Source organism: Micromonospora sp. RHAY321 (genome assembly GCF_023896955.1).
GTDB lineage: Bacteria > Actinomycetota > Actinomycetes > Mycobacteriales > Micromonosporaceae > Micromonospora.
Genome location: NZ_JAMHIW010000003.1, coordinates 45,476 through 60,895, shown reverse-complemented (window position 1 = coordinate 60,895; position 15,420 = coordinate 45,476). Strand labels below are relative to the sequence as shown.

Here is a 15,420-nt window from a genome sequence, read left to right as displayed (position 1 = left end):
AGATAGGATCGCGAACATGACCGGAACGCGCGCGTACCACCACGGCGACCTGCGCCGTGCACTGCTCGCCGCCGCACTGGAGGCGATCGAGGAGGTCGGGCCGGGCGCGCTGAGCCTGCGCGACCTCGCCCGGCGTGCCGGCGTCTCGCACGCCGCCCCCGCGCACCACTTCGGCGACAAGGCGGGCCTGCTCACCGCGCTGGCCGCCCAGGGCTTCGACCTGTTGGCGCAGACGCTGAGCGAGGCGCGGGACGACCTGCTGGGAGCCGGTGTCGCGTACGTCGACTTCGCCGTCCGGCACCGCGCGCACTTCGAGGTGATGTTCCGGCCCGAGCTCTACCGGACCGACGACGCCGAGGTGGTCACCGCGCAGGGGCGGGCCCGGGCGGCACTGCGGGCCGGGGTGGCCGCACTGCCGACCCGTGGCACGCCCGCCGATCCCGACCGGGACTCGCTCGCGGCCTGGTCGATCGCGCACGGCTTCGCGACCCTCTGGCTGGCGGGCGCACTGCCGGACCGGGTCGGCGAAGACCCACGCGAGGCCGCCCGAGCCGTCCTGCGCCGGCTCGTCACCTGACGTGCACGCCCCCTGGGCTCACCAACTGGTGGGCAGGGGCATTCCCTCGGTGAAGCCGGCGGCACTCTGCACGCCGACGATCGCCCGCTCGTGGAACTGCGCCAGGTCCCGTGCACCGGCGTAGGTGAAGGCGCTGCGCACCCCGGCGATGATCTCGTCGATAAGGTCCTCGACGCCCGGCCGGGCCGGGTCCAGGTGCATCCGGGCCGAGGAGATGCCCTCCTCGAACACCGCCTTGCGCGCCCGGTCGTACGGGCTGTCATCGGCGGTACGGGCGCTGACCGCCCGCGCCGAGGCCATCCCGAAGCTCTCCTTGTACCGCCGACCGTCGGCGTCCGTGTACAGGTCACCGGGGGACTCGTAGGTGCCGGCGAACCAGGATCCGATCATGACGTTCGAGGCGCCGGCGGCGAGCGCGAGAGCCACGTCGCGCGGGTGCCGCACGCCGCCGTCGGCCCAGACGTGCCGGCCGAGCTCGCGGGCCGCGGCGGAGCAGTCGAGCACGGCGGAGAACTGCGGCCGGCCCACACCGGTCATCATCCGCGTGGTGCACATCGCCCCCGGGCCGACACCGACCTTGATGATGTCGGCACCCGCCTCCACCAGGTCGCGTACCCCCTCGGCGGTGACCACGTTGCCGGCTGCCACCGGGACCCCCGGGTCCAGCTTGCGGACCGCCTGCAGTGCGGAGATCATCCGTGCCTGGTGGCCGTGCGCGGTGTCCACGACCAGCGTGTCCACCCCTGCCTCGAGCAGCGCCGCGGCCTTGCCCGTGACGTCACCGTTGATCCCGACGGCGGCGGCGATCCGCAGCCGGCCCTGGTCGTCCACCGCCGGGGTGTAGAGGGTGGCCCGCAGCGCGCCCTGCCGGGTCAGCACCCCGACCAGCCGGCCGTCGGCGTCCACCACGGGGGCGAGTCGGCGCCGACCCGCCGAGAGCAGGTCGAAGCCGGTACGCGGGTCCGCGTCCGCCGGGACGGTGTGCAGCTCGGTGGACATCACGTGCCGCAACTGGGCGAACCGGTCCACGCCGATGGTGTCCGCCTCGGTGACCACGCCCATCGGACGGCCTGCCTCGTCGACCACGATCACCGCGCCGTGTGCGCGCTTCGGCAGCAGGTGGATGGCGTCGCCGACGGTCTCGGTCGGGCCCAGGGTGATCGGGGTGTCGTAGACCAGGTGCCGCTGCTTGACCCAGGCGACGACGTTGGCGACCACCTCGATCGGGATGTCCTGCGGGATCACCGCGATCGCGCCCCGCCGGGCCACCGTCTCGGCCATCCGCCGGCCGGCCACCGCGGTCATGTTTGACACCACCAACGGGATGGTGGTGCCCGTGCCGTCGCCGGTGGACAGGTCGACATCGAGTCGGGAACCCAGGTCGGAGCGGCCCGGCGCCATGAAGACGTCGGTGTAGGTCAGGTCGTGCGCGGGGACCGCGCCGTGAAGGAACTGCACCTGGCCATCATTCCCGCTCGTGGCCCGTCCTGCCGCCGATGGTCACGGATAACACTCCCGTCGACGTCGCCCCGCACAGGGCGGGTCAGCCCAACAGGAGCGCCACGGCGAGCCCGGCCATCACGACGGCGATGAGCGCGTCCAGCACCCGCCAGGCCCCGGCACGGGCCAGCAGCGGGGCGAGGCGCTGCGCGCCTACGCCGAGGGCGGTGAACCAGACCATGCTGGCCAGGGCGGCCCCGGCGCCGAAGACCCAGCGGTGTGGGTGCTGCTGGGCAACCCCGCCGAGGAGAAGCACGGTGTCGAGATAGACGTGCGGGTTCAGGTAGGTGAAGGCGGCGCAGGTGAGCAGGGTGGCCCCCAGCGTGGCCGGCGGCCGCTCGGTGGGCACGAGGGTGCCGGGACGCAGGGCGCGGCGGGCGGCGAGCGCCGCGTAGCAGAGCAGGAACGCCGCGCCGCCCCACCGGATCGCCGTCAGCACGCCCGGCCGGCCCGTCACCAGCGTGCCGATCCCGGCGACGCCCGCCGTGATCAGCAGCGCGTCCGACACGGCGCAGGTGAGCACGACGGCGACGACGTGCTCGCGGCGCAGGCCCTGACGCAGGACGAAGGCGTTCTGGGCGCCGATGGCGACGATGAGCGCGATGGAGATCGAGAAGCCGGCGACGGCGGAGGTGAGCACGCAACGACGCTAAGACCGGGAGGAGAATGCAGTCCAGCTAAACATTTTTACCTAGCTTAAGCTGACCTGATGGAAGGTCTCGACTCGGCGCAGTTGCGGACGCTCGCCGCGGTGGTCGCGGAGGGCAGCTTCGAGGCGGCGGCCCGGCTGCTGCACCTCACGCCGTCGGCCGTGAGCCAACGGATCAAGGCACTGGAGGAGACCGTCGGCCAGGTGCTGGTCCGCCGGACCCGACCCTGCGTGGCGACCGAGGCCGGCCGGCCGTTGCTGCGCCTGGCCGGTCAGCTCACGCTGCTCGAACTGGAGGCGCTGGCCGACGCCCGCGGCCCGCTGGCCGGAGGCGGCCGCATCCGGGTCGCTGTGGTGGTCAACGCGGACTCGCTCGCCACCTGGTTCCCCGCCGCCCTGGCCCGACTGCCGCAGCGGGCAGGGCTCTTCTTCGACCTGCGTCAGGACGACCAGGACCACACCGCCGAGCTGCTCCGGGACGGTTCGGTGACGGCGGCGGTGACCGCCCAGCGGGAGGCCGTGCAGGGCTGCCGGGTGCTACCGCTGGGCGCCATGCGCTACCGCGCGCTGGCCACGCCGGAGCTGGTCTCCGCCCACTTCGCCGAGGGGCTCACCCCGGACGCGCTGGCCGGCGCGCCGATGGTCGTCTTCGACCGGAAGGACCGGGTGCAACACCGCTTCATCCGGGCGGTGGCCGGCCGGCCGCTCGACCCGCCGGTGCACTACGTGCCGTCCGTGCCGGCCTTCAGCGAGGCGATCCGGCTCGGGCTCGGCTGGAGTCTGGTGCCGGAACAGATCGCCGAGGCCGACCTGGCCGCCGGTCGCTGTGTCGACCTCGCGCCGGGCCGGCACCTGGACGTCCCGCTCTACTGGCAGCACTGGAGGCTGGAGTCGGACGTGCTGAACGCCCTGACCGCCGCCGTCCGCGCGGTCGCCGCCGAGACCCTCCGCTGACCGCCGACGCCTCCCGCCCGGTGCATCGGGCCGACCTCCGCCGGGGCCGTCAGGGCCTTCCGGGCAGCTCAGGCGATGGTGCAGATCGCGGCGCCGGCGGTGATCACGGCACCGACCTCGGCGGTGAGCCCGCTGACCGTGCCCGCCTTGTGAGCGTGCAGCGGCTGCTCCATCTTCATCGCCTCCAGCACCACCACCAGGTCGCCCTCGGCCACGGTGTCACCGTCGGCGACTGCGATCTTGACGATGGTGCCCTGCATCGGCGAGGTGAGCGCGTCGCCACCGACCGGGGCGCCGGCCTTGGCCCCGCCGCCGCGCCGGGTCGGCTTGCGCGTGGCTGGCGCCGCGGTGGTCGTACCCCCGCCGAAGCCGGCGGGAAGGCTGACCTCCAGCCGCTTGCCACCCACCTCGACCACGACGGTCTCGCGCTCGGCCGGCGCCTCGGCCACGCTGGCGGCGCCGAACGGCGCCACGGTGTTGTGGAACTCGGTCTCGATCCACCGGGTGTGCACGGTGAACGGCTCGGCGGTGAACGCCTCGTCCCGCACCACGAGCCGGTGGAACGGCAGCGCGGTGGCCATCCCGTCGACCACCATCTCGTCGAGCGCGCGGCGGGCGCGCTCCAGCGCCTCGGCCCGCGTCTCACCGGTGATGATGACCTTGGCCAGCAGGGAGTCGAAGTTGCCGCCGATCACGTCCCCGGCCGAGATGCCGGTGTCCACCCGCACGCCGGGGCCGGTGGGCAGCCGCAGCGCGGTGACGGTGCCCGGGGCGGGCAGGAAGTTGCGGCCCGGGTCCTCGCCGTTGATCCGGAACTCGATGGAGTGCCCGCGCGGCGTCGGGTCCTCGGTGATCCGCAGCTTCTCCCCGTCGGCGATCCGGAACTGCTCGCGGACCAGGTCGATGCCGGCGGTCTCCTCGGTCACCGGGTGCTCGACCTGGAGCCGGGTGTTGACCTCCAGGAAGGAGATGGTGCCGTCGGCGCCGACCAGGTACTCCACCGTGCCGGCGCCGTGGTAGCCGGCCTCACGGCAGATCGCCTTGGCGCTGTCGTGGATCTGCGCGCGCTGGGCGTCGGTGAGGAACGGCGCGGGCGCCTCCTCGACCAGCTTCTGGTGCCGGCGCTGCAACGAGCAGTCCCGGGTGCCGACCACGATCACGTTGCCGTGCTGGTCGGCGAGGACCTGCGCCTCGACGTGCCGCGGCTGGTCCAGGTAGCGCTCGACGAAGCACTCGCCCCGGCCGAACGCCGCCACGGCCTCCCGGGTCGCCGACTCGAACAGCTGGGGGATCTCCTCCATGGTCCGGGCCACCTTGAGGCCGCGCCCGCCGCCACCGAAGGCGGCCTTGATGGCGACCGGCAGACCGTGGTCGACGGCGAACGCCATCACCTCGTCCGGGTTGGCCACCGGGTCCGGGGTGCCGGGGACCAGCGGCGCGCCGGCCCGCTGGGCGATGTGCCGGGCGGTGACCTTGTCACCCAGGTCCCGGATCGCCTGTGGGGTGGGGCCGATCCAGGTCAGCCCCGCGTCGATGACGGCCTGGGCGAAGTCGGCGTTCTCGGACAGGAAGCCGTAGCCGGGGTGCACGGCGTCGGCGCCGGCCCGGGCGGCCACGTCGAGCAGCTTGTCGATGCGCAGGTACGTCTCGGTCGCGCTGTCCCCGCCGAGGGCGTACGCCTCGTCCGCGAGCGTGGCGTGCAGGGCGTCGCGGTCGGAGTCCGCGTACACCGCGACACTGCCCAGGCCGGCGTCGCGGCAGGCGCGGATCACCCGGACGGCAATCTCGCCGCGGTTGGCGATAAGTACCTTGCGCACCTTCGTGGCTCCTCCCGGCAGGTTACTGACCGGGAGTGTATCGGCCACCCAGGTGGCCCTAACGATCGCTCAGTGTGGGATGCCGCACTGTCCCTGCCGGCCCTAGTCAAACTTGGCTAATACGCTTGTGCGGTGTCTGCGACTCGGATGATGATCCTCGGGCTGGTGCGGTGGATGCAGCCCGTGCACGGCTACGACGTGCGCCGCGAGCTGTTGAGCTGGAGCGCCGACAAATGGGCCAACGTGCAGCCCGGGTCGATCTACCACGCGCTGCGCAAACTCACCGAGGAAGGGCTGCTGCGCGCCGTCGCCACCGAGCAGGTGGGTGCCCGTCCGGCGCGTACCACCTACGAGGTGACCGCCAAGGGGGATGACGAGTTCGAGACGTTGTTGCGCAACCTCTGGTGGAACTTCTCCGAGCCGGTGGACCCGTTCACGGCGGCGTTCTCCTTCCTGCCCGCGATGCCACGGTCCGAGGCTGCGGCGGCCCTGCGCAACCGGGCCAACCTGCTGCGCGCCGGCATCGAGTCGATGCGCGCCTCCCTGCAGTCGGACTGGGTGCGCAACACCAAGCCCGTACACGTCGGGTGGATGTTCGAGCTCTGGTCGGCGCGGGCGGAGGCGGAGATGGCCTGGTGCGAGCGGATCGCCGAGAAGATCGACTCCGGAGTGTCGTACCTGCCTGCTGAGCTGGAGAACGCCGAGGGTTGGCCGCAGTGGACCGACGGAGCGCCCGACGCGAAATAATCAACGTTGACCATAAGAGCTATATCGCGTTAGCCTGCTGTCGGCACAGCGGGGGAGTGCGCCGTCCGGCGTCGTCCCCTCTCGACGGCCGGCCGCCGCCGGCCCGGACGACCAGGAGCAGAGATGATCGAGACCAGGGGGCTGCGGAAGTCGTTCCGCTCCCGCGCGGGTCGAGAGACGAAGACGGTGGACGCCGTGCGCGGCGTCAATCTCGAGGTCGCCGAGGGTGAGATCTTCGGCTTCCTCGGCCCGAACGGCGCCGGCAAGACCACCACGCTGCGGATGCTCGCCACGCTGATCGAGCCCGATGGTGGCGAGGCCACCATCGCCGGCGCCGACCTGCGCAAGGACCCGGCCGAGGTGCGCCGCCGGATCGGTTACGTCCCGCAGGGCGGCAGCACCTGGGACGAGTCGACCGCCCGCGAGGAGCTGGTGTTGCACGCGCGGATGTACGGCATCGGCAAGGCCGACGCGCAACAGCGCGCCTCCCGCGCGCTGGACGCCTTCCAGCTCACCGAGTACGCCGACCGCAAGTGCAAGACCTACTCCGGCGGTCAGCGCCGGCGGGTGGAGATCGCGCTCGGCATCATCCACGAGCCGAAGATCGTCTTTCTGGACGAGCCGACCACCGGCCTCGACCCGCAGAGCCGCGCGCACATGTGGGACGAGATCCGACGGCTCCGCCGCGACGGGATGACGGTCTTCATCACCACGCACTACCTGGACGAGGCCGACGCGCTCTGCGACCGGATCGCGATCATGGACAACGGCGAGGTGGTGGCCGAGGGCACCCCGGCCGAACTCAAGCGGGAGATCTCCGGCGACGTGGTGCTGGTCGGCCTCGACCTGGCCGCCACCCCACAGGCCGCCCAGCTGCTCGACGCCGAGCCGTACGTCAACAAGCTGGAGACCGCCGACGAGGGCGGCCTGCGCCTCTACGTCGACGAGGGCGCCACCGCGATCCCGCAGGTGCTGCGCAGGCTCGACCAGGCCGGGCTGGACCTGCGCTCGATCGAGCTGCACCGGCCCAGCCTGGACGACGTCTTCCTCACCAAGACCGGCCGCTCGCTGCGCGAGTCCTGACCACCCGGAGACGACTCATGAAATTCGCCCGTGACACCTGGCTGATCTTCCAGCGGCAGACCCAGCTGCTGCTGCGCAACCCGGTCTGGGTCTTCGTCGGCGTCTTCCAGCCGGTGATGTACCTGCTGCTCTTCGCCCCGCTGCTCAAGCCGGCGCTGAACGCGCCCACCCAGGCCGCCGCCTACAAGATCTTCGTACCCGGTCTGCTGGTGCTGCTGGCCATCTTCGGTGGCCTGTTCCAGGGCTTCGGCCTGATCGCCGAGCTGCGCGCCGGGGTCATCGAACGCTCCCGGGTGACCCCGATCAGCAGGCTCGCCCTGCTGCTCGGCCGCTCGCTGCGCGACGTGGTCTCGCTCATGGCGCAGGCCATCATCATCACCCTGCTGGCGCTCCTGTTCGACCTGCGGGTGTTCATCGGGGACCTGCTGCTGGCGTACCTGATGTTGGCTCTGATCGCGCTGATGACCTCGGCCGTCTCCTACGGCGTCGCGCTCAAGGTCAAGAGCGAGGACGCCCTGGCCCCGCTGATGAACACGGTGGCGCAGCCGGTGCTGCTGCTCTCCGGCATCCTGCTGCCGCTGACGTTCGCGCCCGGCTGGTTGCAGGGCATCGCCGACTGGAACCCGTTCTCCTGGGCGGTCGACGGCACCCGGGCGCTGTTCGCCGGCGACCTGGGCAGCGACAAGGTCTGGCAGGGCCTGGGCATCACGGCGGTGCTCGCCGCGGCGGGGGTCGTCTGGGCCGCCCGCCAGTTCGCCCGCAGCGTCCGCTGAGGCATGCCTTCTGGCTTTCACCGGATATCGGGGTGTCCTCACACGAGGACACCCCGATATCCGCGTCCAGGGGATACCGGCGCTCAGCGCACCCGGGCCAGGGTCAGGCCGTCGGCGATCGGCAACATCACCGGGTCAACCCGCACATCGGCCAGGACCTCGTCGTTGAAGGCGGCGATGGCCCGGTCGGCTTCGTTCTGCGGCGCGATCACCCGGCCGCCGCGCAGCACGTTGTCGACGGCGATCACCCCGCCCGCACGCATCCGGGGCACCAGCTCCGCCCAGTAGATCGGGTAGCCGGTCTTGTCCGCGTCGATGAACGCGAAGTCCAGGTACCGCTCGTGGGGCAGCTCCCGCAGGGTGTCCCCGGCCGGGCCGATCCGCAGGTCGATGCGGTCCTGCACCCCCGCCCGAGACCAGTAGCGCCGGGCGATGCCGGTGAACTCCTCGGAGATGTCGAAGCAGGTCAACCGCCCATCCTCGGGCAAGCCCCGGGCGATCGCCAGCGACGAGAGCCCGGTGAACGTGCCGACCTCGACGGCCTGTCGCGCACCGAGTAGCCGGGTGAGGAAGGTCAGGAACGCGGCCTGTTCCGGGGCCACCTGCATGGTGGCGTGCTCCGGCAGCACCGACCGGGTCTCCTCCGCGAGGTCCCGGATGATCTCGTCCGGCGGGGAGCCGTGCGCGACCAGGTACGCGTGCAGTTCGTCGGTGAGCGGGATCGACTTGGTGGTCATGACGGGACGTTACCGAGCGGCTCGACGGTCTGGCCGCCCGGCGCGACCTTCGTCCACAGGTCGGTGACCCGCAGACCCAACTCGGCGAGGAGGCGGCGCAGCAGCGGCATCGACAGCCCGACCACCGTCCCCGGGTCACCCTCGATCCGCTCCACGAACGCCCCACCCAACCCGTCGATGGTGAACGCGCCCGCCACCGCAAGCGGCTCACCGCTGGCCACGTACGCGGCGATCTCGTCGTCGCTGATGTCGGCGAAGTGGACGGTGGTCGAGGCGACCGCCTCCGCGCGACGCCCGGCGGCGACGTCGATCAGACAGTGCCCACTGTGCAGAACGCCGCTGCGCCCTCGCATCCGCTGCCACCGCCGGGTGGCGTCCGCCGGATCGGAGGGCTTGCCGAGGATCTCCCCGTCGAACGCGAGCACCGAGTCACAGCCGATCACCAGCGTCCGCTGGTCGGCGGCCGGGCTCAGCCGGGTCAGCACCGCCTGCGCCTTGAGCCGAGCCAACTCCAGGCACAGGTCCTCAGCTCGTTCGGTCACCACCAGGGACTCGTCCACCCCGCTGACCAGCACGTCCGGCTCGATGCCGGCGGCCTGGAGCAACTTGCGACGGGCAGGGCTCGCCGAGGCGAGCACGAGGCGGAGCGGCAGGGAAGCAGACACCCGACCGACGTTACCGGCTCACCACCCCGACCACCCCGCCCGCCACGACCTTCCGGCCGGCTGCGGTCGCGGCCACTCCGCTTTGCAGGCCATGATCCACTCCAGTTCCTTGATATCGGGCTGTCCCACCACCCCTGACACCCCGACATCACTGATCCCGAGTCGATCGCCGGTCAATCTTCCGCTCAGCGACTGATTCGGGGAGGCGGATCGTCGCCGCGCCGACGACGCCGCACCACCAGCGCCCATACCGCACCGGCGGCCACGATCACGCCGAGGGTCGCCAGACCGCGCGCCGTCGCGCCGTCGTCGTCGCCCGGCCGAGCGCCGGCCGTCGTGGTCGGGCCACCGCCGGCCGGCGCGCTCGCCGACTCGAACCCCAGCGGGGGTACGTCTGCCGTCAGCGCCGCCACCAGGTCGATCACGCCATAGCCGTACTCGTCGTCGCGCCCAGGCGGACCCTTGTCGACGGCCGTGGCCGTCAGGCGGTGCGCCACCTCCTGGGCGGGCAGGTAGGGGTACTTGGACCGGATGAGGGCTGCGGCCCCCGCCACGATCGCGGTCGCACTCGAGGTGCCAGTTCCCTTTGAGTACTTCCCGTCGTAGCTGGTGCTGTAGATGTCGACTGCCGGTGCGACCACGTCAATCTGTGGTCCAGTTACCGAGACAGCAGCATGCTGTCCGGCGCGGTCGACACCGCCTACGGCGATTACTCTTGGGTCAGAGGCCGGATAGGCAATGCCTGATCCTTCATGCAAATTGCCTGCTGCTGCGACGACGATTATATTTGCCGTGAGGGCGGTGTCGACTGCCTGAATGAGACGTGGTGTCGATGCGCCTCCGCTCGAAATGCTGATAACTTGGGCACCATTCGATATTGCGTATTCGACAGCTTCAGCGAGATCGTCAGGTTCGCCGTAATTGTCGGCAGCCGCAGACTTTATAGGAAGAATTTTGGCCCTGGGCGCGATACCCAGCGCGCCCGCGTTCCCGCCTCTGCCGTGTGCCGCGATCAAGCCAGCCATGCTTGTGCCGTGGCTGTTCAAATCCTGTCGGCCGTCTCCCGAGCTGTCGCCGTCGCCAACAACATCGACCCCAGCCAGAAGATTTCCAGCAAGATCAGGATGGGGATCGACTCCAGTGTCGGGCACGGCTACAACAATCCCGTCACCCTGGCTGATTGTCTGTGCTTGGGCGACATTGAGATAGCGAAGATGCCACTGGTCGCCCCGGATGCGCGCGCCTTCATCACGCAAAGATGCGACGATTGTAGAAGGTGGGCGAGTCTCTGCTGCCAGCCCAGCGGCAGCTAAGTTCAAGGTCAACGCGACTAGTGTGGCTCGAACAACGAGCGACATTACCGGCTGAAGCCTATAGCGGGACCCGGGTTAATCGGCCCATCATCATCAGGTGGACGGACTACCGGCGCCACACCCTTTTCAGTCTCCCATGGGTGATCGGGATCCCACTGGTCCGGATTACCATCTGGTTGCCTTCGAACGTTCGGTCGACCAGAGGTCGGGGGCATGCCGGCGCTGCCGGTTAGTCCAGGAGCGCCGCCGATTGGTGCGATGCCTTGCGTCGCGGCGAGACCACGGCCAGTGCCCGGTCTAGAGCCTGCACCACCAGTTGGCGCTGTGCCTGCTCCGCCGCCCCCGATGACGCCACCGATCGGATTGACGCGGCGAGGGGCAGCGGCTCCTTGGCCTGGCTGACCCAAACCCATGCCTGGTGCCCCGCCGATGAGGCCCCCTGGTGCCATGGGCCGTGTGGAAGCTGGTGGCGTGGGTCGGTAGGGGCTGGCCCCATCCCCGGCGGCCGGCTTACCAATTGGCCCTGCCGGATTGTGCTTTGGAGCGCCGATAGGCCGGGTGAGAGAGTTGGGGGGAAGAGCCGTGGGGACGCTGGGGGTTGTTGATGCAGGGACGGCTACTCCAGGCGTGCCTGAGTTTGCCGTGGCCGGTGCTAGTGCCGATCCTGTTCCCCCTAGTACTGGCCCAACCGCCGAAGGTGGCTGGAGAGGTACAGGCCCGACGGGCGACTGCTTTTGCGTCCTCGATGGGCGGACAGTAGCTGCCATTGGCACTGCGACAACTGGAGGTATAACCGGGCCAGCTGCGCTGGTGTCATACGCATCAGCATCATTCGGCTGATGGCCAGCTCGACGAGGTGGTGGGGGTGGTTTTTGGAGAGTGGCTTGGGCTTGTTGGAGTTCGCCACTGAGGTTGAACATCATGGCGCGGGCCTGCGCGTTCAGCCGTTCCAGTTCACCGTCGGTCACGGGTGATTCGGTGACCCGACTGCCCATGATCGCCTTCGGGTCGGCGGCCGTCGCCTCGTACGCCTGCTTCTGCTGGAGCTTGGCCGCGTACTCCTCGTAGACCTTGCGGAGTTCGGCGCGGGTGGTGCCGATGGCCTGGGTGGCGGCGGACAGTGCGGTGTAGTTGGCGGCGGCGGCGTCGTGGGTGCGGCGCACCTTGTCGATCAGCTCGTCGAGCTGGGCGAGGTATGTGCCGGAGGCGGCGCTGGTTTGCGGTGGCCATGCCTCGGCGAGGCCGCGCCGGTATTCCTGAAGGCGGCCGAGGTGGATCTGCGCCAGGTCGCAGACCTTGCGCCAGCCGGCGACCTGCTTCCAGTGGTTGGCGGTGTCGTGGTCCTGTAGGCACGCCCACATGCTGTTGACGTCCATCAGCTGCCAGTCGGTGAAGCCGGAGGTGCGGCCGCTGCCCCGTTCGATCACGGTAGGACCACCGGCCTTTCGCTGCCGGGGCCGGTGGGATCGCTGAGCATTGGCGTCGGGCCGCCGGGCAGGACCGTCGTCGGGTCGGCGAGTGCCCGCTGGACGTCCACCACCCGGGCGGCGGAGAAGGCGTCGGTCTCGGCGTACTGGGTGGCGACCCGGTCTGCGGCGGCGGCCAGGTGGCCGGTGGCGCCGCGGACCGCGTACACCATGTCGGTCGTGGCCTGCTGCGTCTCGTGGTGTGCGTGCAGGAACGTCACCAGCTCGATGAAGGCGTCGCAGGGGTTGGGCACCTTCGCGGACATGTCGTCGGCGATGTACGACAGGTGTGGCGCGTAGTTGCTCTCGACCTCGGCGGCGAGCCGGTCGGCGAACTCCCGGAGCTGTCGGATGTCGGCCTCGATGCCGCCGTAGTTACGCAGCCAGGGCGTCGGCTGGTCCTCTTCGGGGATCATCGATCCTCCCTACCGTCACTGCACCGTTTCCCTGAGTGAGGTTAACGGCTGGGAGCGACCCTGGCAGCCCCCGCGCGGCGGTTCGGGTCAGCGGGGCAGGCCGGCGGAGCGCCACCCGCCGGGACCGGCCGCGAGCGCCGTGCCGGCCGGTCGACCGCTGCGCGCCCAGGCGGACGCGGCCACCGGCGAGGGGGCGGCGGCCGGGCGGGACCGGACGACGATCGCCCCGACCAGGGCAGCGAGTTCCTCGGCGGTGGGCACGCCGCGGACGACCCGGAACAGGGGCTCTTCGGCAGACATGACGCCAGGGTACGCGGCGCGAAGTTGCGGGGAACGCACAGTGGCGTGCCGGCGGTGTGACAGTCGGGCGCTCCGGGTACCGTCTCACCGATGTCGAACGCGCTTCCCCAACTTGTCGCTGACCGATACCGGCTTCTGTCGCCGCTCGGCCAGGGCGGCATGGGTCGGGTGTGGAAGGCGCGTGACGAGGTGCTGCACCGGGACGTCGCCATCAAGGAGTTGGTGCCGCCGCCCGGCCTCACCGACGAGGAGCGCCGCGAGATGCGCGAGCGCTCGCTGCGGGAGGCGCGGGCCATCGCCCGGCTCAACCACGTCAATGTCGTGCGCATCTTCGACGTGCTGCGTACCGACGGCGACCCGTGGATCGTCATGGAGTACGTGGCGTCGAAGTCGTTGCAGGACACCCTCGCCGAGGACGGGCCGGTGTCGCCGGCCCGCGCGGTCGAGATCGGGCTCGGCGTGCTGGGCGCCCTCAACGCGGCGCACAAGGCGGGCGTCATGCACCGCGACGTCAAACCGGGCAACGTGCTGCTCGGCGACGACGGGCGGGTGGTGTTGACCGATTTCGGTCTCGCCACCATTCCGGGTGACCCGAACGTCACCCGCACGGGCATGGTGCTCGGTTCGCCCGCGTACATCTCGCCGGAGCGGGCCCGGGACGGCACCGCCGGGCCGGAGGCCGACCTGTGGTCGTTGGGCGCGACGCTCTACGCGGCGGTCGAGGGCAAGTCGCCGTACGCCCGCCCGTCGGCGATCGGCACGCTGGCCGCGCTGGCCACCGAGCCGATACCGCCGCCGAAGAACGCCGGCCCGCTCAAGGCCGTGCTCAACGGACTGCTGCGCAAGGACCCGGACGAGCGGATCACCGCCGAGGTGGCGGAGAGGCTGCTGCGCCGCGCCGGGGGCAAGCGGGCGCGCAGCATCTCGCTGCTTGATGGCGTACGCCGGCCCGGGCCGAACGGCCCGCGCGAACCGCGCCCGCCGCACGTGCCGGCACCGCGACCCGCCGAGGACCGCGCCGACCAGCCGGTGTCACCGCCGGCACCCACCCCGCCGCCGGCGGCTGCTGCCGCGACCCCCGCCGCGACCTCCGCCGCCGACGCGACGCCGACGGCCGTCGTGAATTCCGGCGCGGACGCTGACCCGACCGCGGCCGTGCCCGCCGAACCGACCGCCACGATCGACCGCCCGGAGGTCTCAGCCGCTGAGCCGACGACGAGCGCCGCGGCTCCGGACGACTCAGCCGGCGGCGGTACGACGGCGGCCGACGACGAGCCGACCGCGGTCGACGGCCCACCGGTGGCACCGGAGCAGCGCAGGCCGCCCACTCCCACGTCCGTCATGCCTGCGGCGGTGGACCCGGTCGGGCGCGCGGCGGTGCCGCCGTCGGACGGCACGAAGCCGAACAACAACCGACGCAACCTGCTGATCGGGGCCGTGGTGGTCCTGCTGCTCGTCGGCCTCGCGGTGATCGTGCCGAAGCTCGGCGGCAAGGACGAGGACACCCCGCAGGCCGGCCCGACCGGGGCCGCCGGGACGTCGGCGCCCGCGCAGACGTCCGCGCCGGCGGTGCCCCCGCCCACCAGCAGCGCTCCGAGTCCCACCCCGTCGGCAACTCCCTCGGTCGACCCGAACCCGCTGCCGCCGGGCTGGAAGCTGCACCGGGACCCCGTTGGTTTCAGCCTGCCGCTGCCCGACGGCTGGGTACGCCGACAGGTCGACGGCAGCACGATCGTGTTCGACCAGTCCAACGGGCCGGGCGAGTTGCTCGTCCAGTGGACGGGCTCGCCGGCGCGAGACGCGGTCAAGGACTGGCAGGACAAAGAGCCGGACCGCAAGAACTTCGTGAGCAACTACCAGTACCTCAGCATCAAGCCCTGCGATTTCTGGAAGACCTGTGCGGACTGGGAGTGGCTGGAGAACCGCGCCGGGACCAGGATCCACGTCCGCAACCGGGGTTTCGTGACGGCCAGCAATCGTGGGTACGCCCTGCGGTGGGAGATCGCCGAGAAGGACTGGCAGGCCAACTTGCCGAACTTCGACCGGATCGCCAAGGGGTTCGTGCCCGACCGCCAGGACTGAGCGGCGGGATTCGCACCCGGCACGAAACTGATTCGCATGACCTTCCGTCGTCCTGGGTACCTGACCTTCGACGACGGAAGGAGGTACGACATGGGTTACCGACGGAGGGACGCTCGGCCCCGGCTGGCACTGTGGATGCTCGTCGCACTCGGTGACGTGGTCCTGCTGCTGGTCAGCGCGGGCATCGGGGCGTTCATCGCACTGCTCAGCGTCGTGACCGTTGCCGTCTGCGGGGTGGGCGTGTGGAAGCTGACCCGGCGGGGCGCTCTGGTGCGTGAGGACGCGCCGGTGGCGGTGCCGGTCATGAGCCGACGGCGGGCCTGACCCCGTACCGGTGGCGT

General features: G+C 71.0%; 15 protein-coding genes. 7 read left to right on the top strand and 8 right to left on the bottom strand.

From position 1 onward, the window contains the following. Positions 1–16 precede the first annotated feature (16 nt). Complete coding sequence (locus M8C17_RS08285; protein WP_252415823.1) at positions 17–577, top strand: TetR/AcrR family transcriptional regulator; 561 nt, start codon at positions 17–19, stop codon at positions 575–577. An 18-nt stretch (positions 578–595) separates the two neighbouring features. On the opposite strand, the gene M8C17_RS08280 is transcribed toward M8C17_RS08285, so the two are convergent. Next, positions 596–2,035, bottom strand: a complete 1,440-nt coding sequence (locus M8C17_RS08280; RefSeq protein WP_252415822.1) for a GuaB1 family IMP dehydrogenase-related protein — start codon at positions 2,033–2,035, stop codon at positions 596–598. An 85-nt stretch (positions 2,036–2,120) separates the two neighbouring features. After that, positions 2,121–2,717 carry a LysE family transporter gene (locus M8C17_RS08275; RefSeq protein WP_252415821.1) on the bottom strand — a complete coding sequence of 199 codons (597 nt, stop codon included), beginning with the start codon at positions 2,715–2,717 and terminating at the stop codon, positions 2,121–2,123. A gap of 69 nt (positions 2,718–2,786) precedes the next feature. Here M8C17_RS08275 and M8C17_RS08270 point away from each other — a divergent pair, with 69 nt between their 5' ends. After that, positions 2,787–3,680: a LysR family transcriptional regulator ArgP gene (locus M8C17_RS08270; RefSeq protein WP_252415820.1), complete on the top strand. Its 894-nt coding sequence runs from the start codon at positions 2,787–2,789 to the stop codon at positions 3,678–3,680. Positions 3,681–3,748: 68 nt separating this feature from the next. On the opposite strand, the gene M8C17_RS08265 is transcribed toward M8C17_RS08270, so the two are convergent. Further along, positions 3,749–5,497: a biotin carboxylase N-terminal domain-containing protein gene (locus M8C17_RS08265; protein WP_252415819.1), complete on the bottom strand. Its 1,749-nt coding sequence runs from the start codon at positions 5,495–5,497 to the stop codon at positions 3,749–3,751. A 147-nt stretch (positions 5,498–5,644) separates the two neighbouring features. Between M8C17_RS08265 and M8C17_RS08260 the strand changes: the two genes are divergently transcribed. The 3 genes from M8C17_RS08260 to M8C17_RS08250 all read left to right on the top strand — a co-directional run bounded on the left by M8C17_RS08260 (position 5,645) and on the right by M8C17_RS08250 (position 8,100). After that, on the top strand, positions 5,645–6,244 hold the full coding sequence (locus tag M8C17_RS08260; protein WP_252416318.1) for a PadR family transcriptional regulator: 600 nt from the start codon (positions 5,645–5,647) through the stop codon (positions 6,242–6,244). 123 nt (positions 6,245–6,367) lie between these two features. Then, positions 6,368–7,327: an ATP-binding cassette domain-containing protein gene (locus tag M8C17_RS08255; protein WP_252415818.1), complete on the top strand. Its 960-nt coding sequence runs from the start codon at positions 6,368–6,370 to the stop codon at positions 7,325–7,327. Between the two features lie 17 nt (positions 7,328–7,344). Continuing rightward, positions 7,345–8,100, top strand: coding sequence for an ABC transporter permease (locus M8C17_RS08250; RefSeq protein ID WP_252415817.1), 756 nt, complete (start codon positions 7,345–7,347; stop codon positions 8,098–8,100). Between the two features lie 83 nt (positions 8,101–8,183). On the opposite strand, the gene M8C17_RS08245 is transcribed toward M8C17_RS08250, so the two are convergent. The 5 genes from M8C17_RS08245 to M8C17_RS08220 all read right to left on the bottom strand — a co-directional run bounded on the left by M8C17_RS08245 (position 8,184) and on the right by M8C17_RS08220 (position 12,997). Continuing rightward, on the bottom strand, positions 8,184–8,837 hold the full coding sequence (locus M8C17_RS08245) for an O-methyltransferase (protein WP_252415816.1): 654 nt from the start codon (positions 8,835–8,837) through the stop codon (positions 8,184–8,186). Beyond that, the gene (locus M8C17_RS08240) at positions 8,834–9,502 is read right to left on the bottom strand and encodes a nucleoside triphosphate pyrophosphatase (protein ID WP_252415815.1); all 669 of its coding nucleotides are present in this window, start codon (positions 9,500–9,502) and stop codon (positions 8,834–8,836) included. The genes M8C17_RS08245 and M8C17_RS08240 overlap by 4 nt, the downstream gene beginning before the upstream one ends. 185 nt (positions 9,503–9,687) lie before the next feature. Then, entirely contained in the window at positions 9,688–10,827 is a 1,140-nt protein-coding gene (gene mycP, locus M8C17_RS08235) for a type VII secretion-associated serine protease mycosin (protein WP_252415814.1), read from the bottom strand. A 1,411-nt stretch (positions 10,828–12,238) separates the two neighbouring features. After that, a complete protein-coding gene (locus tag M8C17_RS08225; protein ID WP_252415812.1) occupies positions 12,239–12,697 on the bottom strand; it encodes a hypothetical protein in 459 nt (152 codons plus the stop codon). Positions 12,698–12,784: 87 nt separating this feature from the next. After that, positions 12,785–12,997 (bottom strand): acyl-CoA carboxylase subunit epsilon, encoded by a 213-nt coding sequence (locus tag M8C17_RS08220; protein ID WP_252415811.1) that lies wholly within the window; start codon positions 12,995–12,997, stop codon positions 12,785–12,787. A gap of 90 nt (positions 12,998–13,087) precedes the next feature. On the opposite strand from M8C17_RS08220, the gene M8C17_RS08215 reads away from it, so the two are divergent. Together M8C17_RS08215 and M8C17_RS08210 are read left to right on the top strand one after the other, a co-directional pair. After that, a complete protein-coding gene (locus tag M8C17_RS08215; protein ID WP_252415810.1) occupies positions 13,088–15,079 on the top strand; it encodes a serine/threonine-protein kinase in 1,992 nt (663 codons plus the stop codon). Between the two features lie 90 nt (positions 15,080–15,169). Then, positions 15,170–15,403 carry a hypothetical protein gene (locus tag M8C17_RS08210; protein ID WP_252415809.1) on the top strand — a complete coding sequence of 78 codons (234 nt, stop codon included), beginning with the start codon at positions 15,170–15,172 and terminating at the stop codon, positions 15,401–15,403. Positions 15,404–15,420: the final 17 nt, after the last annotated feature.